Source organism: Pseudomonas sp. AC247 (assembly GCF_979258015.1).
Map to the genome: position 1 here is coordinate 251,458 of NZ_OZ409829.1, position 23,675 is coordinate 275,132.

23 protein-coding genes are annotated in these 23,675 nt (G+C 60.1%); 17 read left to right on the forward strand and 6 right to left on the reverse strand.

The window, feature by feature from the left end; genetic code table 11:
* Positions 1 to 60 precede the first annotated feature (60 nt).
* Both proB and ACZZ0B_RS01240 read left to right on the forward strand, forming a co-directional pair.
* On the forward strand, positions 61 to 1,179 hold the full coding sequence (proB, locus tag ACZZ0B_RS01235; RefSeq protein WP_053123978.1) for a glutamate 5-kinase: 1,119 nt from the start codon (positions 61 to 63) through the stop codon (positions 1,177 to 1,179).
* A gap of 10 nt (positions 1,180 to 1,189) precedes the next feature.
* The gene (locus ACZZ0B_RS01240; RefSeq protein WP_463544204.1) at positions 1,190 to 1,657 is read left to right on the forward strand and encodes a CreA family protein; all 468 of its coding nucleotides are present in this window, start codon (positions 1,190 to 1,192) and stop codon (positions 1,655 to 1,657) included.
* A 211-nt stretch (positions 1,658 to 1,868) separates the two neighbouring features.
* On the opposite strand, the gene rpsT is transcribed toward ACZZ0B_RS01240, so the two are convergent.
* The gene (gene rpsT / locus ACZZ0B_RS01245; protein ID WP_003228351.1) at positions 1,869 to 2,141 is read right to left on the reverse strand and encodes a 30S ribosomal protein S20; all 273 of its coding nucleotides are present in this window, start codon (positions 2,139 to 2,141) and stop codon (positions 1,869 to 1,871) included.
* A 252-nt stretch (positions 2,142 to 2,393) separates the two neighbouring features.
* On the opposite strand from rpsT, the gene murJ reads away from it, so the two are divergent.
* The 6 genes from murJ to ispH all read left to right on the forward strand — a co-directional run bounded on the left by murJ (position 2,394) and on the right by ispH (position 9,966).
* On the forward strand, positions 2,394 to 3,932 hold the full coding sequence (gene murJ / locus ACZZ0B_RS01250; protein ID WP_463544205.1) for a murein biosynthesis integral membrane protein MurJ: 1,539 nt from the start codon (positions 2,394 to 2,396) through the stop codon (positions 3,930 to 3,932).
* 129 nt (positions 3,933 to 4,061) lie between these two features.
* Positions 4,062 to 5,000, forward strand: a complete 939-nt coding sequence (gene ribF, locus ACZZ0B_RS01255; RefSeq protein ID WP_463544206.1) for a bifunctional riboflavin kinase/FAD synthetase — start codon at positions 4,062 to 4,064, stop codon at positions 4,998 to 5,000.
* Between the two features lie 13 nt (positions 5,001 to 5,013).
* Entirely contained in the window at positions 5,014 to 7,845 is a 2,832-nt protein-coding gene (ileS, locus tag ACZZ0B_RS01260) for an isoleucine--tRNA ligase (protein ID WP_463544207.1), read from the forward strand.
* Complete coding sequence (gene lspA, locus ACZZ0B_RS01265) at positions 7,838 to 8,350, forward strand: signal peptidase II (RefSeq protein WP_463544208.1); 513 nt, start codon at positions 7,838 to 7,840, stop codon at positions 8,348 to 8,350. The genes ileS and lspA overlap by 8 nt, the downstream gene beginning before the upstream one ends.
* Before the next feature lie 7 nt (positions 8,351 to 8,357).
* Positions 8,358 to 8,795: an FKBP-type peptidyl-prolyl cis-trans isomerase gene (fkpB, locus tag ACZZ0B_RS01270; RefSeq protein WP_174245140.1), complete on the forward strand. Its 438-nt coding sequence runs from the start codon at positions 8,358 to 8,360 to the stop codon at positions 8,793 to 8,795.
* A gap of 226 nt (positions 8,796 to 9,021) precedes the next feature.
* Positions 9,022 to 9,966 (forward strand): 4-hydroxy-3-methylbut-2-enyl diphosphate reductase, encoded by a 945-nt coding sequence (gene ispH, locus ACZZ0B_RS01275; protein ID WP_463544209.1) that lies wholly within the window; start codon positions 9,022 to 9,024, stop codon positions 9,964 to 9,966.
* Here the strand turns inward: ispH and ACZZ0B_RS01280 are convergent.
* Positions 9,938 to 10,492: a GspH/FimT family pseudopilin gene (locus ACZZ0B_RS01280; protein WP_463544210.1), complete on the reverse strand. Its 555-nt coding sequence runs from the start codon at positions 10,490 to 10,492 to the stop codon at positions 9,938 to 9,940. The genes ispH and ACZZ0B_RS01280 overlap by 29 nt on opposite strands.
* A 130-nt stretch (positions 10,493 to 10,622) precedes the next feature.
* On the opposite strand from ACZZ0B_RS01280, the gene ACZZ0B_RS01285 reads away from it, so the two are divergent.
* The 7 genes from ACZZ0B_RS01285 to thiO are packed head-to-tail and all read left to right on the forward strand — an operon-like array spanning position 10,623 to position 17,381.
* Positions 10,623 to 11,093, forward strand: a complete 471-nt coding sequence (locus ACZZ0B_RS01285) for a GspH/FimT family pseudopilin (RefSeq protein ID WP_440096902.1) — start codon at positions 10,623 to 10,625, stop codon at positions 11,091 to 11,093.
* Positions 11,090 to 11,539 (forward strand): type IV pilus modification protein PilV, encoded by a 450-nt coding sequence (gene pilV, locus ACZZ0B_RS01290; protein WP_008078534.1) that lies wholly within the window; start codon positions 11,090 to 11,092, stop codon positions 11,537 to 11,539. The genes ACZZ0B_RS01285 and pilV overlap by 4 nt, the downstream gene beginning before the upstream one ends.
* Complete coding sequence (locus ACZZ0B_RS01295; protein ID WP_440096904.1) at positions 11,536 to 12,249, forward strand: PilW family protein; 714 nt, start codon at positions 11,536 to 11,538, stop codon at positions 12,247 to 12,249. Before pilV ends, ACZZ0B_RS01295 begins: the two co-directional genes overlap by 4 nt.
* A gap of 10 nt (positions 12,250 to 12,259) precedes the next feature.
* Positions 12,260 to 12,736 carry a pilus assembly PilX family protein gene (locus tag ACZZ0B_RS01300; RefSeq protein WP_008078532.1) on the forward strand — a complete coding sequence of 159 codons (477 nt, stop codon included), beginning with the start codon at positions 12,260 to 12,262 and terminating at the stop codon, positions 12,734 to 12,736.
* Positions 12,723 to 15,806 carry a pilus assembly protein gene (locus ACZZ0B_RS01305; RefSeq protein WP_463544211.1) on the forward strand — a complete coding sequence of 1,028 codons (3,084 nt, stop codon included), beginning with the start codon at positions 12,723 to 12,725 and terminating at the stop codon, positions 15,804 to 15,806. Before ACZZ0B_RS01300 ends, ACZZ0B_RS01305 begins: the two co-directional genes overlap by 14 nt.
* Positions 15,807 to 15,821: 15 nt before the next feature.
* On the forward strand, positions 15,822 to 16,223 hold the full coding sequence (locus ACZZ0B_RS01310) for a type IV pilin protein (RefSeq protein WP_158829396.1): 402 nt from the start codon (positions 15,822 to 15,824) through the stop codon (positions 16,221 to 16,223).
* A gap of 57 nt (positions 16,224 to 16,280) precedes the next feature.
* Complete coding sequence (gene thiO / locus ACZZ0B_RS01315; RefSeq protein WP_463544212.1) at positions 16,281 to 17,381, forward strand: glycine oxidase ThiO; 1,101 nt, start codon at positions 16,281 to 16,283, stop codon at positions 17,379 to 17,381.
* Positions 17,382 to 17,470: 89 nt separating this feature from the next.
* On the opposite strand, the gene ACZZ0B_RS01320 is transcribed toward thiO, so the two are convergent.
* From ACZZ0B_RS01320 to ACZZ0B_RS01335, 4 genes are all read right to left on the reverse strand, one after another.
* On the reverse strand, positions 17,471 to 18,817 hold the full coding sequence (locus tag ACZZ0B_RS01320; RefSeq protein WP_440096907.1) for a sigma-54-dependent transcriptional regulator: 1,347 nt from the start codon (positions 18,815 to 18,817) through the stop codon (positions 17,471 to 17,473).
* Complete coding sequence (locus ACZZ0B_RS01325; RefSeq protein ID WP_463546901.1) at positions 18,814 to 20,403, reverse strand: sensor histidine kinase; 1,590 nt, start codon at positions 20,401 to 20,403, stop codon at positions 18,814 to 18,816. The genes ACZZ0B_RS01320 and ACZZ0B_RS01325 overlap by 4 nt, the downstream gene beginning before the upstream one ends.
* The gene (locus ACZZ0B_RS01330) at positions 20,393 to 20,635 is read right to left on the reverse strand and encodes a PP0621 family protein (protein ID WP_463544213.1); all 243 of its coding nucleotides are present in this window, start codon (positions 20,633 to 20,635) and stop codon (positions 20,393 to 20,395) included. Before ACZZ0B_RS01330 ends, ACZZ0B_RS01325 begins: the two co-directional genes overlap by 11 nt.
* 126 nt (positions 20,636 to 20,761) lie before the next feature.
* On the reverse strand, positions 20,762 to 21,778 hold the full coding sequence (locus ACZZ0B_RS01335; RefSeq protein ID WP_008078517.1) for an outer membrane protein assembly factor BamD: 1,017 nt from the start codon (positions 21,776 to 21,778) through the stop codon (positions 20,762 to 20,764).
* Positions 21,779 to 21,929: 151 nt separating this feature from the next.
* On the opposite strand from ACZZ0B_RS01335, the gene rluD reads away from it, so the two are divergent.
* Entirely contained in the window at positions 21,930 to 22,892 is a 963-nt protein-coding gene (gene rluD, locus ACZZ0B_RS01340) for a 23S rRNA pseudouridine(1911/1915/1917) synthase RluD (protein WP_008078515.1), read from the forward strand.
* Complete coding sequence (gene pgeF, locus ACZZ0B_RS01345) at positions 22,889 to 23,611, forward strand: peptidoglycan editing factor PgeF (RefSeq protein WP_463544214.1); 723 nt, start codon at positions 22,889 to 22,891, stop codon at positions 23,609 to 23,611. The genes rluD and pgeF overlap by 4 nt, the downstream gene beginning before the upstream one ends.
* Positions 23,612 to 23,675 lie beyond the last annotated feature (64 nt).

The following is a 23,675-nucleotide window of genomic DNA, read 5'->3' on the forward strand; positions in this document are numbered from 1 at the left end:
TCACAAATAACGTCATGGGCGGCGCTGGGTCGCGCAGCCCTCAAGCTAAGGTTGAAGATGATGCGGAGCAAGGTGACAGGTGCGCAGCGTTGGGTCGTGAAGATCGGCAGCGCTTTGCTGACAGCTGATGGCAAAGGGCTGGATCGCGCGGCAATGAGTGTCTGGGTCGAGCAGATGGTGGCCTTGCATGAGGCTGGCGTCGAATTGGTGCTGGTGTCCTCCGGGGCGGTGGCGGCTGGCATGAGCCGTTTGGGCTGGACCGCACGACCCAGTGCGATGCACGAGCTCCAGGCGGCTGCGGCGATCGGCCAGATGGGCTTGGTGCAGGCGTGGGAATCGAGCTTCGCCGAGCATGGCCGGCACACGGCGCAGATTCTCCTGACTCACGACGATCTGTCCGACCGCAAGCGCTACCTCAATGCTCGCAGTACTCTGCGTGCATTGGTCGAGCTGAAAGTCATCCCGGTCATCAACGAAAACGACACCGTGGTCACTGATGAAATCCGTTTCGGCGACAACGATACGCTGGCGGCGCTGGTGGCCAACCTGGTCGAGGCGGATCTGCTGGTGATCCTGACCGACCGCGATGGCATGTTCGACGCTGATCCGCGCAACAATCCTGATGCGCAACTGATTTACGAAGCGCGCGCCGATGATCCGAGCCTGGATGCGGTGGCGGGCGGTACCGGCGGTGCGCTGGGGCGCGGCGGCATGCAGACCAAGCTGCGTGCGGCGCGTCTGGCGGCGCGTTCCGGTGCGCACACCATCATCGTTGGTGGGCGTCTTGAGCGCGTGCTTGATCGCCTGAAAGCGGGCGAGCGCATCGGCACCTTGCTGTCACCCGAGCGCGGCATGCTCGCGGCACGCAAGCAGTGGCTGGCCGGGCATCTGCAAACGCGCGGCACGCTGGTGCTGGATGACGGTGCGGTGTCGGCGCTGTCCAAAGGCAACAAAAGTCTGCTGCCGGTGGGTGTGAAGCTGGTGCAGGGCAGTTTCCGTCGCGGTGAAATGGTGGTCTGCGTGGCGCCGGACGGTCGTGAGATCGCCCGAGGCCTGGCCAACTACAGCGCGCTGGAAGCACAAAAAATCATCGGTCAGTCGTCGGATGCGATTGTCGGTTTGCTGGGTTACATGGCTGAGCCTGAGCTGGTTCACCGTGACAACCTGATCCTGGTTTAAGGAAAACTTGATGCGTGTAGCAAAAGGATTGTTGGGCTTGTTGATGGCGTTGCCATTGCTGGCCTCGGCCGAGGAAATCGGTCAAGTGTCGACAGTGTTCAAGCTCGTCGGGCCAAACGACCGGATCGTGGTCGAAGCTTTTGATGACCCCAAGGTCGAGGGCGTGACCTGCTATCTGTCGCGCGCCAAGACTGGCGGCGTGAAAGGTGGGTTGGGCCTGGCTGAAGATCGTGCAGAAGCCTCCATTGCCTGTCGGCAGGTGGGCGAGATCAAGTTCAAGGGTGAGCTGAAGGACGGCGATGAGGTGTTCAAGGAGCGCACATCGCTGGTGTTCAAGACCATGCAGGTGGTGCGTTTCCTCGACAAGAAGCGCAACACCCTGGTTTACCTGGTCTACAGCGATCGCGTGATTGAGGGTAGCCCGCAGAACGCGGTGACGGCGATTCCGATTCTGCCGTGGGTGCCCGTCCAGCAATAACCCCGCGAAACCAACTGTAGGAGTGAGCCTGCTCCGGGCGGCGTTCCGACGATAGCGGTGTAACAGTCAATAATTGCATCGACTGACACACTGCTATCGTCGGATCGCCGCCCGGAGCAGGCTCACTCCTACATTTTTTTTGCGCTGGATTTACTAAATCACAGGCAATAAAAAACCGACCCTAAGGTCGGTTTTTTAATGACTACGTCGATTAAGCAGCTTCTTTCAGCGCTTTGACGTGGCCATTCAGACGGCTCTTATGACGAGCAGCCTTGTTCTTGTGGATGATGCCTTTATCGGCCATACGGTCGATAACTGGCACAGCCAGAACGTATGCAGCTTGAGCTTTTTCAGCGTCTTTTGCGTCAATGGCTTTAACTACATTCTTGATGTAGGTGCGAACCATGGAACGCAGGCTGGCGTTGTGGCTGCGACGCTTCTCAGCCTGTTTTGCACGTTTTTTGGCGGAAGGTGAGTTGGCCACCGTCGAGCTCCTCGAAAGACTTTTTAGGAAATAGCAAACAAAATAGGCCGCGAATCATGCCGATGAGTTGAAGTCTTGTCAAGGGCACTTGAAACGTTCCGCTAAGTGGTAGGTATAAAGAGGCGGGATATTTATTTCCGGCGCTTGACCTGTAAACTCGCGAGCTTTGGCTCTGTGCTGCTGCGGCGCGGAGTATCGCATAAGTAGGCGCTTAATTCGCCTGCTGTTTATCGACAGGCACAAATTCCCTCAATGAATCTGCTCAAATCGTTGGCCGCCGTCAGCTCTATCACGATGCTTTCCCGGATTCTGGGTTTTGTTCGTGACACGCTTATCGCCCGCACATTCGGCGCCGGGATGGCGACAGACGCCTTCTTTATCGCCTTCAAACTGCCCAATCTGCTGCGAAGAATTTTTGCTGAGGGCGCTTTCTCCCAAGCATTCGTGCCGATTCTGGCCGAATACAAAAGTCAGCAGGGCGAAGAGGCGGCCCGTACCTTCATTGCCTACGTATCGGGCCTGCTGACTCTGGTGCTGGCGATCGTTACCGCGCTGGGCATGATTGCCGCGCCTTGGGTGATCTGGGCCACGGCCCCCGGTTTTACCGATACGCCGGAAAAATTCCAGCTCACCTCTGATCTGTTGCGTGTGACGTTCCCTTATATATTGCTGATCTCGCTGTCGTCGCTGGCGGGCGCGATCCTTAATACCTGGAACCGCTTCTCGGTGCCGGCGTTCGTGCCGACCCTGCTCAACGTCAGCATGATCGTGTTTTCGCTGTTCCTGACGCCGTACTTCGATCCTCCGGTCATGGCGCTTGGCTGGGCGGTATTGGTCGGTGGTCTGGCGCAACTGCTCTATCAACTGCCGCACCTGAAAAAGATCGGCATGCTGGTGCTGCCGCGTCTGAACCTGCGCGATACCGGCGTGTGGCGGGTGATGAAGCAGATGCTGCCGGCGATCCTTGGTGTGTCGGTCAGCCAGATTTCGCTGATCATCAACACCATTTTCGCCTCGTTTCTGGTCGCAGGCTCGGTGTCGTGGATGTATTACGCCGACCGTTTGATGGAATTGCCGTCCGGCGTGCTTGGTGTGGCGTTGGGCACGATTTTGCTGCCGACGCTGGCAAAAACCTACGCGAGCAAGGATCGCCATGAGTATTCGCGGATTCTCGATTGGGGTCTGCGCCTGTGCTTTGTGTTGGTGCTGCCGTGCTCGCTGGCGCTGGGGATTCTCGCCGAGCCGCTGACCGTTTCGCTGTTCCAGTACGGTCAGTTCAGCGGCTTTGACGCCGAGATGACTCAGCGTGCGCTGATTGCTTATTCTGTCGGCCTGCTCGGGATTATCGTGATCAAAGTGTTGGCACCGGGCTTTTATGCGCAACAGAACATCAGAACCCCGGTAAAAATCGCAATCTTCACGCTGGTGGTTACTCAGCTGTTCAACTTGGTGCTGATCGGCCCACTGGCTCACGCCGGTCTGGCCTTGGCGATCAGTGCCGGTGCCTGCCTGAACGCCGGACTGCTGTTCTATCAACTGCGCAAGCAGCAGATGTACCAGCCGCAACCGGGTTGGGCCAAGTTCGCTTTCAAACTGGTGGTCGCGGTGGCGGTGATGTCCGTGGTGCTGTTGATCGGCATGCATTTCATGCCGCCATGGGATCAAGGGCACATGCTTGAGCGTTTCCTGCGTCTGGGCGCCTTGGTCGCGGCGGGCGTGGTGTCCTATTTCGGTATGTTGCTGCTGCTCGGTTTCCGCCTGCGCGACTTCAATCGCAAGGCCTTGAGCTAAGGTTTTTCTCTTTATGGATGGGCGCGGGCCGGCAGTTTTGTCGGCTCGTTCACTTTGCGTTACGGTGTTGCCTGTCGTCGGCCGTCGGGTGTGGTTATAATCGACCACTTTATGAGCAAGAAGCGCGTTATGCAGCTGGTTCGAGGCCTCCACAACTTGCGCCCCCAGCATCGGGGCTGCGTCGCCACTATTGGCAACTTTGACGGTGTTCACCGTGGTCACCAGGCTATCCTGGCCCGACTGCGTGAGCGTGCGCTCGAGTTGGGCGTACCCAGCTGCGTGGTGATTTTCGAGCCGCAGCCACGGGAATTCTTTGCCCCGGAGACCGCCCCGGCGCGTCTGGCAAGGTTGCGCGACAAGCTGCAACTGCTGGCCGCCGAAGGCGTTGACCGGGTGTTGTGCCTGGCGTTCAACCAGCGCTTGAGCAAACTCAGCGCCAGTGAGTTCGTCGGCACCATCCTCGTCGATGGCCTCGGTGTGCAGCATCTGGAAGTCGGTGACGATTTCCGCTTCGGTTGCGACCGCCTCGGTGATTTCGATTTCCTGCTGCAGGCCGGGCAGATGCACGGTTTTACCGTTGAAGCGGCGCAAACCGTCGAGCTGGACGGTATTCGTGTCAGCAGCACACAGGTGCGCAACGCCTTGGCTGCCGCCGATTTTGCCTTGGCCGAACTTTTGCTCGGCCGCCCGTACCGCATCGCCGGTCGCGTGTTGCACGGGCAGAAACTGGCCCGGCAACTGGGTACGCCCACTGCCAACATTCAACTCAAGCGTCGTCGTGTGCCGTTCACCGGTGTCTACCTGGTGGATGTCGACATCGACGGCAAGACCTGGCCCGGTGTCGCCAATATCGGCGTACGGCCCACGGTACAAGGTGATGGCAAGGCCCACCTTGAAGTCCATCTTTTAGATTTTGCCGGCGATCTGTATGACCGGCGTTTGACGGTGGTTTTCCACCAAAAGCTGCGTGAAGAGCAGCGCTTCGCCTCCCTGGAGGCATTGAAAACGGCGATCAATGCGGATGTCGCCACCGCCCGTGCACTAGCCGCACCTAGCGCCCATCGCTAATGAAGAGCCTTAAATGACCGACTATAAAGCCACGCTTAACCTTCCGGACACCGCCTTCCCAATGAAGGCCGGCCTGCCACAGCGCGAACCGCAGATCCTGCAGCGCTGGGACAGTATTGGCCTGTACGGAAAGTTGCGCGAGATTGGCAAGGATCGTCCGAAGTTCGTTCTGCACGACGGCCCTCCGTATGCCAACGGCACGATCCACATCGGTCACGCACTGAACAAGATTCTCAAGGACATGATCATCCGCTCGAAGACCCTGTCGGGCTTCGACGCGCCGTATGTTCCGGGTTGGGACTGCCATGGCCTGCCGATCGAGCACAAGGTTGAAGTGACCCACGGCAAAAATCTGGGCGCGGACAAGACCCGCGAACTGTGCCGTGCCTACGCCACCGAGCAGATCGAAGGGCAGAAGTCCGAATTCATCCGTCTCGGCGTGCTGGGCGATTGGGCCAACCCGTACAAGACCATGGATTTCAAGAACGAGGCCGGTGAAATCCGCGCCCTCGCTGAAATCGTCAAGGGCGGTTTCGTGTTCAAGGGCCTCAAGCCTGTGAACTGGTGCTTCGACTGCGGTTCGGCCCTGGCCGAAGCGGAAGTCGAGTACGAGAACAAGAAGTCCTCGACCATCGACGTTGCGTTCCCGATCGCTGACGAAGCCAAACTGGCTGCCGCGTTCGGTCTGCCGTCGCTGAGCAAACCGGCGTCGATCGTGATCTGGACCACCACCCCGTGGACCATCCCGGCCAACCAGGCTTTGAACGTTCACCCGGAATTCAACTACGCGCTGGTGGATGTCGGCGACAAGTTGCTGGTGCTGGCTGAAGAGCTGGTTGAAGCCTGCCTGACGCGCTACGGCATCGAAGGTTCGGTTATCGCTACCACCACCGGTAAAGAGCTGGAACTGATCAACTTCCGTCATCCGTTCTACGACCGTCTGTCGCCGGTCTACCTGGCTGACTACGTTGAACTGGGCGCTGGCACCGGCGTGGTTCACTCCGCTCCGGCCTACGGCGTGGACGACTTCGTGACCTGCAAGAAATACGGCATGGTCAACGACGACATCCTCAATCCAGTACAAAGCAACGGCGTTTACGTGCCGTCGCTGGAATTCTTCGGCGGCCAGTTCATCTGGAAGGCCAACCCGGCCATCGTCGACAAGCTGACCGAAGTCGGTGCGCTGATGCACACCACCGTCATCGAACACAGCTACATGCACTGCTGGCGCCACAAGACTCCGCTGATCTACCGCGCGACCGCGCAGTGGTTCATCGGCATGGACAAAGAGCCAACCAGCGGCGACACCCTGCGTGTGCGCTCGCTCAAAGCCATCGAAAACACCAAGTTCGTCCCGGCCTGGGGCCAGGCGCGTCTGCACTCGATGATCGCCAACCGTCCGGACTGGTGCATCTCGCGTCAACGTAACTGGGGCGTGCCGATCCCGTTCTTCCTGAACAAGGAAAGCGGCGAACTGCACCCACGCACCGTTGAGCTGATGGAAGAAGTCGCCAAACGCGTTGAAGTCGAAGGCATCGAAGCCTGGTTCAAGATGGACGCTGCCGAGTTGCTCGGCGACGAAGCGCCACTGTACGACAAGATCAGCGACACCCTCGACGTCTGGTTCGATTCGGGCACCACGCACTGGCACGTCCTGCGCGGTTCGCACCCGATGGGCCACGAGAGCGGCCCGCGTGCCGACCTGTACCTGGAAGGTTCCGACCAACACCGCGGCTGGTTCCACTCGTCGCTGCTGACCGGTTGCGCCATCGACAACCACGCGCCGTACCGCGAACTGCTGACCCACGGTTTCACCGTCGACGAAGCCGGCCGCAAGATGTCCAAATCGCTGGGCAACGTAATCGCGCCACAGAAAGTCAACGACACCCTCGGCGCCGACATCATGCGTCTGTGGGTCGCTTCGACTGACTACTCGGGGGAAATGGCGGTTTCTGACCAGATCCTGCAACGCAGTGCGGACGCCTATCGTCGTATCCGTAACACCGCGCGCTTCCTGCTCTCGAACCTGAGCGGTTTCAACCCGGCCACCGACATCTTGCCGGCTGAAGAAATGCTCGCGCTGGATCGTTGGGCGGTGGACCGCACCTTGCTGCTGCAACGCGAGCTGCAAGAGCACTACGGTGAATACCGTTTCTGGAACGTCTACTCGAAGATCCACAACTTCTGCGTGCAGGAGCTGGGCGGTTTCTACCTCGACATCATCAAGGACCGTCAGTACACCACTGGCGCCAACAGCAAGGCCCGCCGTTCGGCGCAAACCGCGCTGTTCCATATCTCCGAAGCGCTGGTGCGCTGGATCGCGCCGATCCTCGCCTTCACCGCCGACGAACTGTGGGAATACCTGCCGGGCGAGCGTAACGAGTCGGTGATGCTCAACACCTGGTACGAAGGTCTGACCGAACTGCCGGCCGACGTTGAACTGGGTCGCGACTACTGGGAGCGCGTAATGGCGGTCAAAGTAGCGGTGAACAAGGAAATGGAAATCCAGCGCGCGGCGAAAGCCGTCGGTGGCAACCTGCAAGCCGAAGTCACGCTGTACGCCGAAGACGCCCTGAGCGCCGACCTGGCCAAGCTGAGCAACGAACTGCGCTTCGTCTTGATCACCTCGACCGCCAGCGTTGCGCCTTTTGTTCAGGCGCCTGCGGATGCGGTAACCACTGAAGTCAGCGGCCTGAAGCTGAAGATCGTCAAATCGGCTTTCCCGAAGTGCGCCCGTTGCTGGCACTGCCGTGAAGACGTCGGCGTGAACCCGGAGCATCCGGAAATCTGCGGTCGTTGCGTCGACAACATCAGCGGCGCTGGCGAGGTTCGTCACTATGCCTAATGCCGTTGGCCGTTTCGGACGGTTGAGCTGGCTCTGGTTGAGTTTGCTGGTTCTGGTCATTGACCAGGCCAGCAAGTTCTACTTCGAAGGCAAGCTCGAAATGTTCCAGCAGATCGTGATCATTCCCGATTACTTCAGCTGGACCCTGGCCTACAACACCGGCGCTGCCTTCAGCTTCCTCGCGGACAGCTCCGGCTGGCAGCGCTGGCTGTTTGCCCTGATCGCGATTGTGGTCAGTGCCGTGCTGGTGGTCTGGCTCAAGCGCCTGGGCCGCAATGAAACCTGGCTGGCCATCGCATTGGCGCTGGTGCTGGGTGGCGCGTTGGGCAATCTGTATGACCGCATTGCCTTGGGCCATGTGATCGATTTCATTCTGGTGCACTGGCAGAACCGCTGGTACTTCCCGGCGTTCAACTTTGCTGACAGCGCGATTACTGTTGGCGCGGTGATGCTGGCACTGGACATGTTCAAAACCAAGAAAACCGAAGAGGCCGTTCATGACTGAACAGGTATTGGCTGAGCAACGCATCGGCCAGAACACGGAAGTCACCTTGCACTTTGCATTGCGCCTGGAGAACGGCGACACCGTCGACAGTACGTTCGACAAAGCCCCGGCGACCTTCAAGGTCGGCGACGGCAACTTGCTGCCGGGTTTCGAAGCGGCGCTGTTCGGCTTCAAGGCCGGCGACAAGCGCACGCTGACCGTCGAGCCGGAAAACGCTTTCGGCCAGCCGAACCCGCAGAACGTGCAGATCATCCCGCGTTCGCAGTTCGTCGATATGGAGCTGTCACCGGGTTTGCTGGTGATCTTCAACGATGCGGCCAATACTGAGCTGCCGGGCGTGGTGAAAGAATTCGACGACACGCAAGTGACCATCGACTTCAACCACCCGCTGGCGGGCAAGACGCTGACCTTTGACGTCGAGATCATCAACGTCAAAGCGCTGTAAGTAACACCGCTAAAACCATTGTGGGAGCGGGCTTTTGTGGTGAGGGGATTTATCCCCGATGGGGGCAGAGCCCCCCAAATCCTGACGGCGCGGTTCCAGTTAAGGCGCGTTGACTGGATTGGGGGCGCTTCGCACCCCATCGGGGATAAATCCCCTCGCCACGAAGCTTTGCTCCTACAAGGGCTGTATTGATCTAATTTCTTGCGCGCAAGACACGAGGCACAGCATGCAAATCAAACTCGCCAACCCCCGTGGCTTCTGCGCCGGCGTGGACCGGGCGATCGAAATCGTCAATCGTGCCCTGGAAGTTTTCGGGCCGCCGATCTACGTGCGTCATGAAGTGGTGCACAACAAGTTCGTCGTTGAAGACCTGCGCAGTCGCGGGGCGATCTTCGTCGAAGAACTGGATCAGGTGCCGGACGACGTTATCGTCATTTTCAGTGCCCACGGCGTTTCCCAGGCCGTGCGTACCGAAGCCGCTGGCCGTGGCCTGAAAGTCTTCGATGCCACCTGCCCGCTAGTGACCAAGGTGCACATCGAAGTGGCGAAATACAGCCGCGACGGTCGTGAGTGCATTCTCATCGGCCACGCCGGTCACCCGGAAGTCGAAGGCACCATGGGCCAGTACGACGCCAGCAATGGCGGCGCGATCTACCTCGTCGAAGACGAGAAAGACGTCGCCGAACTGCAGGTGCACAACCCGGAAAAACTCGCCTTCGTCACCCAGACCACACTGTCGATGGACGACACCAGCCGCGTCATCGATGCGCTGCGTTCGCGTTTCCCGGCCATCGGTGGGCCACGCAAGGACGACATCTGCTACGCCACGCAAAACCGTCAGGACGCGGTCAAGCAATTGGCTGACGAATGCGACGTGGTGTTGGTGGTCGGCAGCCCGAACAGCTCCAACTCCAACCGCTTGCGTGAGCTGGCCGAACGCATGGCCACGCCGGCCTACCTGATCGACGGCGCCGAAGACCTGCAAAAGAGCTGGTTCGACGGTGTCGAGCGGATCGGCATCACCGCCGGCGCTTCCGCGCCGGAAGTATTGGTGCGCGGCGTGATTCAGCAACTGCAGGCCTGGGGCGCAACAGGCGCCGATGAGCTGTCTGGGCGCGAAGAGAATATTACGTTCTCGATGCCTAAAGAGCTGCGCGTCCGTTCGATCTGAGGTTTTTCCCCAGCTCGCACAGCGCCTGTCCAGCTTCCTGGCTGGCCAGGCGCACGCGACCGCTCGCAGCCAGCACCACCTGGCGCTGGCTGACCGGCTCACGGGCCGAGCAAATATGTAAAGTCCCTGCCTGAAATGTCCGTCCGGGCATCAGCGGTTGCCCCAGGTTGCTGAACCTGATGTAACGACTGACCGACCAATTGCCGACAATCGGCACCTTCGCCTCACTCGCACGCTCGACCAGCAGCGGGTTGTTGGCGTCTTCCGGCCCTTTGCCGCTGACGTCCAGAATGATCCGCCAGCCCTGACCCCAATCGCCGTTGATCCCGTGAATCACCACGCTTTGATTGCGCGTGATGGCCAGCGTGCGCGCACTGCGAATACCGTCGAGCAGCCCCTGTGCGGCTTGATCGCGATGGTTCGATTCGCGCAGCGCAGCAAACGTCGGACTGACCAGCAGCAGAACAATCGCGCCAATCGCCAGTCCCATAAGCAGTTCAATCAGGCTGAACCCCTGTTGCGACATGAAATCTCCCTCCGTGGAGCGTGATGAACGGCGCAATCCGTGCGCCGGGCAGGGCAAATCAACCGACGCCGGCCGGTTGAATGTTCTAGTTTGTAGAAGCAGGTATAGCCGAGGGCAACGGAGGGCACCGATGGATCTTCGTACAAAAGGTTTCACGCTGATCGAGTTGATGGTCGCGCTCGCCGTGTTTCTGATCCTGATCACCCTGGCCGTGCCGACGTTCACGCGTTCGATACAGAGCAGCAAGGCCGATACCGAAATGGGTGACCTGCAACGGGCAATCAATTTCGCTCGTCTGGAGGCGATCGACCGTGGCACCACTATCCGGCTGCGACCCACTGCCGGCGGCAGCGCATGGACCGGCGAGTTGTCGGTCTACGACAGTGCTGGCACTCCGGCGAATGTATTGCGGGTTGTTCCGGCGATGAGCAGCGGTGCCACTCTGGCGCTAACCTTGGGAGTGACCGCGCTGGATTTCAACAGCCTCGGGGGGCTGTCGGCTGCGACGGCGGTGGTTATCACTTACACGCTGGGTACGCAAAGCAGGACGCTGAACGTGTGTTTGAACGGACGAATTCAATTGGGTGGAATGTGCGGATGAGGGCAGGGAGTGGCAGGGCACAGGAGGGCATGACACTGATCGAAGTGCTGGTGGCGTTGCTGATTCTTACGGTCGGGCTGCTGGGCGCGGCGGCGGTGCAACTGAATGCGCTGAAGTACACCGACAGCTCGCGGATGACCAGCCAGGCGAGCTTCATCGCCTACGACATGATGGACCGCATTCGCGCCAACTCAGGCGCCGACTATACCGTCACGCCACCGACTTCGGGCAACCTCAGCGTCGCGCGCGATCAGGACCTTTACGACTTCACCAGCAACATCGTCGGTTTCGGCGGCCCGACTGCCACTGGCAGCATTACCCTCAATCAGCGCGTGTACACCATCACCATTACCTGGAGCGATGCGCGAGCGGCCAACACCGCCAGCGCCCAACGCAGCTTTGTCCTCAGTAGCCGCGCGGCGGTTGATCCGGTGGCCACGCCATGAAGCGTTGTAACCGGGGATTTGGCCTGATCGAATTGTTGATCGCACTGGCGCTTGGGCTGATTGTGGTGCTGGCCGTCGTGCAGATTTTCATCGCTGCAAAAAACACTTATGTCAGCCAGAACAGCGCCGCCGCGATGCAGGAAGACGCGCGTTTCGTGTTGAGCAAGATGATTCAGGAAATCCGTATGGTCGGCATGTTCGGCTGTCTCGGCACGATTACCGATTCCAGTTCGGCAGGGGACTTCAATGCCTCCCAGCTCACGCCGATCAGTTGGGACAACGCCAATCTCAAACTGACCCTGGTCACCGCTGATATCGGCAGCAGTGGCGGTACACCGACCTGGACGGTGGTCTCCGATTGCCGCAACAACGCAACCGCCTATACCGGACTGCGCGCGGCGGCGAGCGGGCAGATTGCCTTTCCGATTCGCCGCCTGATCTACAGCTACAGCAACAACCAGATTCTCATGGGCACCGGCAGCGGCGCGCCCGCGCAGCAGGTGCTGGTCAACAATGTCAGTGCTTTCAGTGTGATGTTCGGCCTCGCCAGTTCCGCAACGGATGTGGCGGCATCGACCTACAGTGCCAACCCCAGCGATCCGGCGCGCATTCGCAGCGTCCGCCTGAGCCTGACCCTCACCGACCCGAACAATCGGGTGGCCAATCAAACCTTCAATGTGGTTGCCGCTTTGCGCAACCGCTTGCAGTGAGGGCGGGCCGATGAGGATTCCACTCCATCACCGGGCGCAGCACGGCATGGCGTTGTTGGTGTGTCTGGTGTTTCTGTTGTTGCTGACCCTGATCGGTCTGTCGTCGATGCAAAGCGCCAACATGCAGGAAAAAATGGCCGGCAGCGTCAGCCTGCGCAACCAGTCGTTCCAGACCGCCGAGGCGGCGTTGCGAGTCGGTGAAAGCGCTGTGCAACTCGACGGTTATTCGCTGGCGGTGTGCAGCGGCACCACGCAATGTGCGCCGCCGGCAGAGTCTTCGGTGGTCAGCGCTGCGGGGTTCAATTCAACCTCGGGCGTGACCTGGATCGCTACCGCCAATGGCTTCTACGGTGTACAGAACATCGGCACCACGCTGACCGCCGTCAACGTGCCGAGCAACACCTCGGCGACGCTGTATCGGGTAACCGCTGTCGGCATCGCCGGCACTTCGCGTAGTGTGGTGGAGAGTGTCTATGCGAAGTATTGAGCACTGCCGGGCGCTGCTGATCGGCCTGCTGGCGTGCCTCTATCTGGCGGCGCCGGCGTATGCGTTCACACCGTCTGACTCGCCCTTGTTGAGTGCGGCCGCAGTGGCACCGAACGTGATGCTGCTGATCGACGACTCGGGGAGTATGAACAGCATCATCTATGCCGCCGGATTCGATCCGGCCGTCGACCGCACCCCGGCCCGGCAATGCAACGCGCTGCTCGGGTTGTGCCTGAGTTCGTCGACGATCACCGGCGATTCGATATTTCTCTCCAGCCTGCCGACATCAGGATGTTCCGGCGGTGCCTATGCTTTCTACAACAACAGCCTCGCGCCGCTGTGTCTGAAACTGCCGGACCCGGTCGGCAGCGGTAACACGCGTTATTCAGGCGATTACATTGCCTACGTCGTCAGCCTGGCCATCAACAATGGCACCCGCGATTTCACCACCGGGGCGATCCCCAATGATTATCGGATTAACGTCGCGCGCAACGTGTCGACAGCGCTGGTCACCAGCAACCGCACCTTGCGCATCGGTCTGTCGACGTTCAATCCGGTCACCAGCAACAACTCCGGTAATGGCGGCTACATTGCCCGCGCGATCAGCGATCTGGCGCCCGTCTCCGGCAGCGTCACTCAGGCGCAGGCTGATACCAATTACAACGCACTGATCTCATCGATCAACGGTTTGAGCGCCGTGGCCAATACGCCGTTGGCGGAAACCTATTACGAAATCAGCCGTTACATGCGCGGCATGGCGCCGTACTACAACAGCACGCCCGCGACCTATACCAGCCCGATTCAGTATCGCTGCCAGAAAAACTACGGCGTAGTGATCACCGACGGCTTGCCGACGTTCGACCGCACTTTCCCAAGCAACGATCCGCTGGGTGGCAGTCGCTTGCCGAACTGGGACGGCATCAACAATGACGGCAACAACCTCAACGGTGACAACGAGGGCGATACTCTTTACCTGGACGACATCGCCAAGTTCGCCTTCGACATCGACATGCGTTCGACCGGTACCGATGCCGCCGGCAAGAGCTGGAACGCAGTGGATTTTCCCAAGCAGAACATGAACACCTACAGCGTCGGGTTCACCGCCGCCAACGACATGCTTTCCGACGCCGCCAGCTACGGGCAGGGCAAGTACTACCAGGCGACCGACAGCACCGGGCTCAATGCCGCATTGTCTTCGGCATTGAGCGACATCACCTCCAAGGCCGGCTCTGGCGGCAGCGGCGTGACCAGCGGCACGACACTGGCCAGCGGCACCAGTTACTTTCAGACCAGTTACGATCCCAAGGACTGGCGCGGCACGATTAAATCCTTCGGTTTTACGGCGGCGGGTGCGGTGAATACCTCGGCGGCGCTCTGGACGACGGACACCACCATAGTGCCCGGCGCCACGGCACCGACTTATCAATCGTGGAACACCACCAGTAACGCCGCAGTCACCTTGGCCTACGGCAACTTTTCCGCTGCGCAGCAGACCACGCTGAGTCAGGGCTTGCCCACAGGCATCAGCGGGATTGATCTGGTGGAGTGGAGCAAAGGCACCAACAAGGCTGGGCTCAAGGTGCGCAGCGTGTTGCTCGGCGACATCATCAATTCGCCACTGGTGCTGGCGTCGCCCACGGACAAGACCGCTTCCGACCTGTCCGGCGACAGCACGTACAGCGCTTACCTGACCACCAAAGCGGCAAACATGAATGCAAGCCTGGTGGTGAATGCCAATGACGGTTTCGTCAACGTGATCAACGCGGCCAACGGCACTCGGCGTTATGCCTACATGCCTTCCAGTGTGTTGCCGTCGTTGCGGTTGATCGCCGATCCGACCTATATCAACGGCGTCAGCCACAAGTTTCTCGTCGACGGTCAGGTCGGCGTGTTTGATGCCCAGCTCAACAGCGCCTGGAAAACCCTGGCCATCGGCGGTACTGGCGCCGGCGGCAAGTCCTTCTATGCGTTGCAACTGTTCGATGCTTCGGCAGGCAACGTATTGCGTGCGCTCTGGGACGTCAGCGCGCCGGCCACTGCCAGCACGGCGAACGCTTTCAATGATCTGGGTTATGCCTATGCGCGCCCGGAAGTGGCACGCTTGTCGGACGGTCGCTGGGCGGCGTTCATTGCCAATGGCTACGGCAGCAACTCCGGAGTCGCGGCGTTATACGTACTGGATGTGCGCGATGGTTCGCTGATCAGGAAAATCGTCATCGACAGCACGGAAACCACCAATGGCCTGTCGTCAGTGAAGCTCAAGGTCAATTCGCAGAATGTGGTGCAGGCCGCTTATGGTGGCGATTTGAAGGGGCGTCTGTGGAAGTTTGACCTCAGTGCCACATCGACGGACAGTTGGGGCGTGGCGTTTTCCGGTAAACCTTTGTTCACCACGGCGGGCGGCGCGACTCAGCCGATCACTGCACAACCGTTGTTGGCGGACAATTCACTCGGCGGCAAGCAGATCTTCATCGGCACTGGCAAATTCAACGAAACGGCGGACAAGACCAACAAGGATCTGCAGGCATTTTATTCAGTGTGGGACGCCGACGGCGGCACGGGGCAGATCACTGTCAGCAGTTTGCAGGCGCAGGCGGTCACCGGGGTGTTTTCTGGCAGCTCCGGACAGTTCATCACCACCACGCAAAATGACACGACTTACCCGGCAGAAAAGGGCTGGTATCTGCCACTGGTGTATAACAACGCGCTGACTGGCGAGCGGGTGATCAATCAGGCCAGCCTGGTACTCGGCCGGATCGTTTTCACCACGGCGAGCGTCGACACCACCGATCCGTGTTCCAGCTTCGGCACCGGCAAACTGGTCGAACTGGATGCGTTCAGCGGTAAGATGCTCAACTACGCGGTGCTCGATACCAACGCCGATGGCGTGGTCGACAGCAACGATACGATTTCCAGCGGCGTGGTGTTTACCGGTGGCATTCCGACCCTGAATGCGATCGTCAACGGCGCCACGCGCAAGATTGTCAACGATTCCAGCGGTGGCATTACCACGCTGGTGGAGAAACCCGGCGGCGGCAGCCGTCGTATCATGTGGCGACAAATACAGTAAGCGAGAGTTTGAGGCATGCGCAGATCCAACCGAGGTTTTACCCTGATCGAAATCATGATCGTCGTTGCGATCATCGGCATCGTTATCACCATCGGCTATCCGAGCCTCACCGAGTACGTGAAAAAGGGTCGCCGTGCCGAAGTAGTATCGATGCTCTCGGAGCAGGCACAAACCCTCGAACGGTTTTACACCAAGAACAATGTCTACACCGGCATCACTGGGCTCAGCACAGGGAGCGATTTTTACACCATCACCCCGACGATCACTGACCAGACCTATCTGCTGACGGCCACGCGCAAGGCCGGCTCGGCCATGGCCACCGACAAGTGCGGGGATTTCACCCTGACCAATACCGGTGTCCGAAGCATGAACAACGCGACCACCGGGCTGACCACCAAGGATTGCTGGGGCCGCTGAGGCGCTTTCTTTCGGGCGCCTTTTGCGCCCACTGTCTTTTTTACGGTTGGATCAAACATGACCAGGCAACAGCAAGTGGTGATTGTCGGTGGCGGGGTGATTGGCCTGCTGACCGCCTACAATCTCGCCTCCGAAGTGCGCAGCGTGGTGCTGCTCGATCGTTCGAATCTCGGCCAGGAATCGTCCTGGGCGGGTGGCGGTATCGTTTCGCCGTTGTACCCGTGGCGGTATAGCCCAGCCGTTACGGCGTTGGCGCACTGGTCGCAGGATTTTTATCCACAGCTCGGCGCGCGCCTGTTTGCCGACACTGGGGTTGATCCAGAAGTGCACACCACTGGCTTGTACTGGCTGGACCTGGACGATGAAGCCGAGGCGCTGGCTTGGGCCGAGCGGGAAAACCGTCCGCTGCGGGCTGTGGATATCTCGGCGGTACATGATGCGGTGCCGGTGCTTGGCGGCGGTTTCTCCCGGGCTATCTACATGGCTGATGTGGCCAATGTGCGCAATCCACGGCTGGTAAAATCGCTGAAGGCGGCGCTGCAGGCCTTGCCGAACGTGACCATTCACGAACAGTGCGAAGTCAGCGGGTTTGTCCGCGAGGGTGCGCGGGTGGTCGGCGTGCAGACGTCCACGGGTGTGATCGAGGGCGATCAGGTGGTGCTGACGGCGGGGGCGTGGAGCGGTGATCTGCTCAAGACACTGGATCTGACGCTGCCGGTCGAACCGGTCAAAGGCCAGATGATTCTCTACAAATGTGCAGCGGACTTTTTGCCGAGCATGGTATTGGCCAAAGGGCGTTATGCGATCCCGCGCCGCGACGGGCATATCCTGATCGGCAGTACGCTGGAGCACGAAGGCTACGACAAGACGCCGACCGAGGTGGCGCTGGAAAGTCTCAAGGCTTCGGCAATCGAATTGCTGCCAGCGTTGGCCGATGCAGAAGTCGTCGGGCATTGGGCGGGGTTGCGTCCGGGCTCTCCCGAGGGAATTCCGTACATCGGCCGGGTGCCGGGGTTTGCCGGGTTGTGGCTGAACTGCGGGCATTACCGCAACGGGCTGGTGCTGGCGCCGGCGTCGTGCCAGTTGTTTGCTGATGTGATGCTGGGGCGCACGCCGATCATTGATCCGGCGCCGTATGCGCCTGAAGGCCGCATCTAAAGAAAGATCAAAAGATCGCAGCCTTCGGCAGCTCCTACATTGGAATGCGTTTCCTGTAGGAGCTGCCGAAGGCTGCGATCTTTTGCGATTTAATCCAGGCCGAGTTTTTTCAACCTGTAGCGCATCGACCGAAACGAAAGACTCAACCGCTGCGCGGCCGCCGTACGATTCCAGCGGGTTTCTTCCAGCGCCTGCAGAATCAGTTTGCGTTCGACGTTCTCCAGATAATCTTCCAGGTTATCGATCTGCGTCAGATCGGCAATGCCACCTTCCGCCGCGCAATTGCCCTCGCTCAAGCGCAGATCCTGCGCCTCGATCGTGCGGTTTTCACACAGGGTATGTGCCCGTTCAAGCACGTTCTCCAGCTCGCGCACATTTCCGGGAAAGCGATAATTTTTCAACGCTTCCAGCGCCTGTGGGTGCAGGCGCGCGGCCGCTTGGCCGCTGTCCTTGGCCAAACGCTTGAGCATATGCGCCGCCAGCACTTCGATGTCATCACGGCGCTCACGCAACGACGGCACGCGCAGTTCGATCACGTTCAAGCGGTAATAGAGATCCTGGCGAAAACGCTCGGCCGCCACTTCGGCGTCGAGGTCCTTGTGCGTGGCGCAAAGAATCCGCACATCGACCACGCTTTCCTGCTGCCCGCCGACGCTGCGCACGGCTTTTTCCTGGATCGCGCGCAGCAGTTTCACCTGCATCGACAGCGGCAAGTCCGCCACTTCATCGAGAAACAACGTGCCGCCGTGCGCGGCCTGGAATAGCCCCGGTTTGTCTTCGACCGCGCCAGTGAAACTGCCTTTGCGGTGGCCGAAGAATTCGCTTTCCATCAGCTCCGAGGGAATCGCCCCGCAGTTCACCGGCACAAACGGTTGGCTGGCACGTGGACCTTGTTCGTGGATCAGCCGAGCGACCAGTTCTTTGCCGCTGCCGGACTCGCCGCTGATGTAAACCGGTGCCTGACTGCGGGCGAGTTTGTCGATCTGTTTGCGCAGGTTACGCATCGGCTGTGAATCGCCCAGCAGCCGTCGATCAATCGAGGTGCAAACCCCGCCCACGGCCGGCATGCGCAGGGCAGCGCCGACCAGTTCGCGCAGGCGCGTGAGGTCCACCGGTTTGGTAAGGAAATCGAACGCCCCGGCCTTGAGTGCGTTGATCGCCGTTTCCAGGCTGCCGTACGCGGTGATCATCGCCACGGGCAGTTGTGGATAACGTTGCTGAATGTGCTGCACCAGTTCCAGCCCCGTGCCGTCGGGCAGGCGCATGTCGGTCAGGCACAGGTCGAATGACTCACGGTGCAACAGTGCTTGAGCCTCCGCCAGATTGCGGGCGCTGTAGGTGTCGAGTTTCATCCGGCCCAGGGTGATTTCCAGGAGTTCGCGGATATCGGGTTCGTCGTCGACGATAAGGATTTTTTGCCGTGGGCTCGTGTTCAACTTTGTTTCCGTCCGTGAGCAAAGGTGATGCGAAAGCAGCCGCCGCCTTGGCGTGGTTTGAAGTCTAGGCGCGCTTGGTTGCTTTCGCACAGCTCACGGGACAGATAAAGCCCAAGGCCGGTGCCCTGGCTGCTGGTAGTGAAGAACGGTTCGAACAGATGGGCCTGTTCTGCGGCAGGTACGCCGGGGCCATTGTCCTGCACTTCAAGTACCGCCAACTGGCTGTCGGTATCGACGAACAGGGACAACCATACCTCAGCCTGATCGTGCAGCAGGGCGCTGTGGCGCCAGCCGTTGCGCAACAGATTGTCGAGAATTTGCGTGAGCTGGTTGGGGTCCATCAGCGTGGCGAATTCACCCGAGTTGATCCGCAGATGGATCTGCTGGCGCTCGGTGGCCTGTTCGCGGCTTTCGACGACGAAGTTTTCCAGCCACGGCTTGAGATCCAGCCGTTGCGGTGCACTTTGCTGACGGCGGGACAGTTGCAGGACGTTTTCGATGACTCGATTCATGCGCTGGGAGTGATCTTGAATGATCTGCGTCAGACGCCGATCGGCGCTGTCGAGTTCCTCGGACTCACCCAATAGCTGCGCGGCATGACTGATGGCGCCCAGTGGATTGCGAATTTCATGGGAGATGCCGGCAGTCAGGCGCCCGAGCGCGGCAAGCTTCAATTGCTGGGCTTGCTGGGCGACTTGCGCGAGGTCTTCGAGGAACACCAGGGTCTGCTGGTTCGGGCTCTGTTCCAGAGCAATGAAGTTCGGTTGCAGTTCGAGGCCATTACCGGCGATCTTCAGGCTTTGCGGGCGTAGGGTCGGGTTGTTCATCCACAGTTGCAGGCGATCGACCAGCGCCGGTGCGTAGTCGTCGATCAAGTGGCCCTGAAGGTGCGTTTGCGCGAGCAAGGTCTGGGCGCTGTGGTTGGCCAGTTGCACCCGCCGTTCTTCGTCGAGCACCAGAATGCCGGTGCGCATGCGTTGCAGGATCAATGCGTTCAGTGCTTCGAGGCCGACCACCTCGCTGGCGCGCTGCTCGGCCAGTGTTTCGCTGACTTCGAGGCGACGGATCAGCCCTTGCACCAGCAGCGATGCGGCAAAGCATAAGGCGCCGAGCGTGCCGGCCTGCAAGTAATCGTTGGCACTCAACGGGTGGCTGAAACCCAGCAGAAAGCTTGAACCGACAATGCCGAGGGCGCCAATGGCGGCGATCAGCAAGCCAATGCGTCGGCGCAGCAGGGTGTTGCTGATCGCGACCGAAACGATCAGCAGGTTGCCAATCGCGCTGGCGACACCGCCGGCGGCGTAGAACAGGCCGCACAGCAGCAAGACATCAACCAGCGCCAGGCTGAACAGCTGCGCCGGGCGCCGGGTGTTCTCGAGAAACACCACCAGCAAAATGTTCAGCACCAGGTACAGCCAACTGCCGCTGCGCAGCAAGTCGTCGTCGATCGACGTCAGCAGGCGGTTGTCCATGTTGCTGGAGATCAGCAACACCAGGGTGATGCCGACGCTTAAACGGTAGAGATGATAAAGGCGCAGCAGCCGCTGCGCCTGTTTGCTGTCGGCGTGAGTGGCCTCAGCGATCACTGGCACCCGGGCCTTGCTCGAGGTGAGCCTGGCTGCAATACCACTGTTGTTGAACGCCGAGTGCGCGGTCGCGCGGCAAATGCACACCGCAGTGGGCGCAGCGCACCATCGGCGATGCGTCCTGCTCGCGAGGGGCACGATTGGATTGAGAGGGCGCGGCAGGTGCCTTGAATTTACGCCACAGCCAAATGGCGGCGAAGATCACGGCGATCCAGAACAATAAACGAAGCATGATGAGCGGCTTTTCGACTGATGATCCGGCAGTTTAGCCAAGGACCCGAGCAGCGCACAGCGGATTAAAGCGCGGAAATGAAAAAGGGAGATCCGCAGATCTCCCTTTTCTGTACTGCCGGTGTGATCAGTCGAACACGCCGAAGGTCATGTAGCTGAACCACGAACGGTCAGTGTCGCTCGACTCAGGCTCTGGCTCTTCGATCACGTCGCCGTTCTCGTCTTTAGGCTTGAGCTCGTTCGGGATCGCGTCTTTCGCGTCCTGGAACTGCTTCTGCACGTCCTGGTTGGCGCGGGTCTCGCCTGGTGGCAGCGGTGGACGCGACTCGATCAGACCGAGGGTTGCCTTGCTCAGGAACGAACGGTTGTCGGCTTCGGCAACCCGTGGCACGAACTGGCCGTCTTGCAGGTTCGGGTGATTCGGGTAGTTGAGTTTCAGGGTTTCCAGACTGGTGTTGGCCAGCTCGTCCAGGTGCAGACGCTGGTAAGCCTCAGTCATTACCGCCAGGCCGTCACCGACCGATGGGGTTTCCTGGAAGTTTTCCACTACATAGCGGCCACGGTTGGCAGCGGCGACATACGCCTGACGGGTCAGGTAGTAGTCGGCCACGTGGATTTCGTAGGCTGCCAGCAGGTTGCGCAGGTAGATCATGCGCTGCTTGGCGTCCGGCGCGTAGCGGCTGTTCGGGTAGCGGCTGGTCAGCTGGGCGAACTCGTTGTACGAGTCGCGGGCGGCGCCCGGGTCACGCTTGGTCATGTCCAGCGGCAGGAAGCGCGCCAGCAGGCCAACGTCCTGGTCGAAAGAAGTCAGACCTTTCAAGTAGTACGCGTAATCCACGTTCGGGTGCTGCGGATGCAAACGAATGAAACGCTCGGCGGCGGACTTGGCAGCTTCCGGCTCGGCGTTCTTATAGTTGGCGTAGATCAGCTCCAGCTGTGCCTGATCGGCGTAGCGACCGAACGGATAACGCGACTCCAGAGCCTTCAGCTTGGCTGTGGCGCTGGTGTAGCTGTTGTTGTCCAGGTCAGTCTGAGCCTGCTGATACAGCTCGGCTTCGCTGAGGTTTTCGTCTACGACTTCCTTCGATGAGCAAGCAGCGGTCAATGCGAGGATGGCGATCAGCAGCAGGTGTTTCACTTGCATGGCGGCTTGCGTCCCTATGACGGCCGCTGTCTTGGGCGGGGCCGTCCTGTTATGATGAGCGCCCCGTTGAAAAGCCTCGGGGCAAAAGACGCCGTATTTAACCACAAGCGCGCAGCCGAAACCAAAAGCTGTGCCGACGCACAGTCAGAGCATGTCCGATAAAATTGAACTTCGCGCAGAGGTGCCGTCCGAATTGGGCGGCCAACGCCTCGATCAAGTCGCTGCCCAACTCTTCGCTGAGCACTCTCGCTCGCGCCTTTCCGCCTGGATCAAAGAAGGTCGCCTGACTGTGGACGGGGCGGTCATCCGCCCTCGCGACATCGTGCACGGCGGTGCCATCCTTGAGCTGACTGCCGAGCAGGAAGCCCAGGGCGAGTGGATCGCCCAGGACATCGAGCTCGACATCGTCTATGAAGACGACGACATTCTGGTGATCAACAAGCCCGCGGGCCTGGTGGTACACCCGGCTGCCGGTCACGCCGATGGCACGCTGCTCAACGCCTTGCTGCACCACGTGCCGGACATCATCAATGTCCCGCGCGCCGGCATCGTGCATCGCCTGGACAAGGACACCACCGGTCTGATGGTGGTGGCCAAGACCATTCAGGCGCAGACAAAGCTTGTTACTCAATTGCAGAGTCGCAGCGTCAGCCGCATCTATGAGTGCATCGTGATTGGTGTGGTCACCGCCGGTGGCAAGATCAACGCCCCGATCGGTCGTCACGGCCAGCAGCGCCAGCGCATGGCAGTGATGGAAGGCGGCAAGCCTGCCGTCAGCCACTACCGCGTGCTGGAGCGTTTCCGTTCGCACACCCACGTACGGGTGAAGCTGGAAACCGGTCGTACTCACCAGATTCGCGTACATATGTCGCATATCAACTTCCCGTTGGTCGGCGATCCGGCGTACGGCGGTCGTTTCCGCATTCCGCCAGCCGCTAACCCGACCATGGTTGAATCGCTCAAGCATTTCCCGCGTCAGGCCCTGCATGCGCGCTTCCTTGAACTGGATCATCCGACGACCGGTATACGCATGAGCTGGGAATCGCCGCTGCCAGAAGATTTCGTCTGGCTGCTGACCCTGCTCAAGCAGGATCGCGAGGCCTTCATCGGATGAACTGGCTGACGCCGGACTGGCCCGCGCCGGCCAGCGTCAAAGCCTGCGTCACCACCCGCGAGGGCGGTGTCAGCGAGGCGCCGTTCGACAGCCTCAATCTGGGCGATCATGTCGATGATCGTCCTGAGGCTGTTGCCGAGAACCGACGGCGCCTGACCGATCATTTCTCTATACAGCCTGCCTGGTTGCAGCAAGTGCACGGGATTGCCGTGGCTCATGCTGATCCGGGCATTGTTGCGACCGCCGACGCCAGTTGGACGGCAACGCCCGGTATTGCCTGCGCGGCGATGACAGCCGATTGTTTGCCAGCATTGTTCTGCGATCATGCCGGCACCCGTGTCGCGGCGGCCCATGCCGGTTGGCGTGGTCTGGCGGCGGGTGTACTTGAAGCGACGCTCGATAGCCTTGATGTTCCGCCCAAAGATGTTCTGGTCTGGCTCGGCCCGGCCATCGGCCCGCAAGCCTTTGAAGTTGGCGCGGAAGTGCGCGAAGTCTTCATTAACCAATTGCCCGCAGCGGCAGACGCCTTTGTACCGAGCCCCAATGCCGGCAAGTTCATGGCTGACATCTATAAGCTGGCGCGCCTGCGTCTGGCTGAACGCGGTGTCACTGCTGTTTATGGTGGCGGTTTCTGCACCGTGACCGATCCGCGCTTCTTCTCCTATCGCCGTGCCTCGCGCACCGGTCGCTTCGCCTCCCTCATCTGGCTCACCCGCTAGACTGTCTGATCTGCATCAACTGCCTGACGCTTGAATCTTGCAGAATCGACCGCATCTATAGCGG

Coding starts and splice junctions, on each gene's coding strand:
- proB (WP_053123978.1), top strand. CDS start 61: ATGCGGAGCAAGGTGACAGGTGCGCAGCGTTGGGTCGTGAAGATCGGC.
- ACZZ0B_RS01335 (WP_008078517.1), bottom strand. CDS start 21,778: ATGCAAGTGAAACACCTGCTGCTGATCGCCATCCTCGCATTGACCGCT.
- ribF (WP_463544206.1), top strand. CDS start 4,062: ATGCAGCTGGTTCGAGGCCTCCACAACTTGCGCCCCCAGCATCGGGGC.
- ACZZ0B_RS01330 (WP_463544213.1), bottom strand. CDS start 20,635: ATGCTTCGTTTATTGTTCTGGATCGCCGTGATCTTCGCCGCCATTTGG.
- ACZZ0B_RS01300 (WP_008078532.1), top strand. CDS start 12,260: ATGAGGATTCCACTCCATCACCGGGCGCAGCACGGCATGGCGTTGTTG.
- ispH (WP_463544209.1), top strand. CDS start 9,022: ATGCAAATCAAACTCGCCAACCCCCGTGGCTTCTGCGCCGGCGTGGAC.
- pilV (WP_008078534.1), top strand. CDS start 11,090: ATGAGGGCAGGGAGTGGCAGGGCACAGGAGGGCATGACACTGATCGAA.
- ACZZ0B_RS01305 (WP_463544211.1), top strand. CDS start 12,723: ATGCGAAGTATTGAGCACTGCCGGGCGCTGCTGATCGGCCTGCTGGCG.
- rluD (WP_008078515.1), top strand. CDS start 21,930: ATGTCCGATAAAATTGAACTTCGCGCAGAGGTGCCGTCCGAATTGGGC.
- ACZZ0B_RS01280 (WP_463544210.1), bottom strand. CDS start 10,492: ATGTCGCAACAGGGGTTCAGCCTGATTGAACTGCTTATGGGACTGGCG.
- ileS (WP_463544207.1), top strand. CDS start 5,014: ATGACCGACTATAAAGCCACGCTTAACCTTCCGGACACCGCCTTCCCA.
- ACZZ0B_RS01285 (WP_440096902.1), top strand. CDS start 10,623: ATGGATCTTCGTACAAAAGGTTTCACGCTGATCGAGTTGATGGTCGCG.
- ACZZ0B_RS01240 (WP_463544204.1), top strand. CDS start 1,190: ATGCGTGTAGCAAAAGGATTGTTGGGCTTGTTGATGGCGTTGCCATTG.
- thiO (WP_463544212.1), top strand. CDS start 16,281: ATGACCAGGCAACAGCAAGTGGTGATTGTCGGTGGCGGGGTGATTGGC.
- pgeF (WP_463544214.1), top strand. CDS start 22,889: ATGAACTGGCTGACGCCGGACTGGCCCGCGCCGGCCAGCGTCAAAGCC.
- ACZZ0B_RS01295 (WP_440096904.1), top strand. CDS start 11,536: ATGAAGCGTTGTAACCGGGGATTTGGCCTGATCGAATTGTTGATCGCA.
- lspA (WP_463544208.1), top strand. CDS start 7,838: ATGCCTAATGCCGTTGGCCGTTTCGGACGGTTGAGCTGGCTCTGGTTG.
- ACZZ0B_RS01310 (WP_158829396.1), top strand. CDS start 15,822: ATGCGCAGATCCAACCGAGGTTTTACCCTGATCGAAATCATGATCGTC.
- murJ (WP_463544205.1), top strand. CDS start 2,394: ATGAATCTGCTCAAATCGTTGGCCGCCGTCAGCTCTATCACGATGCTT.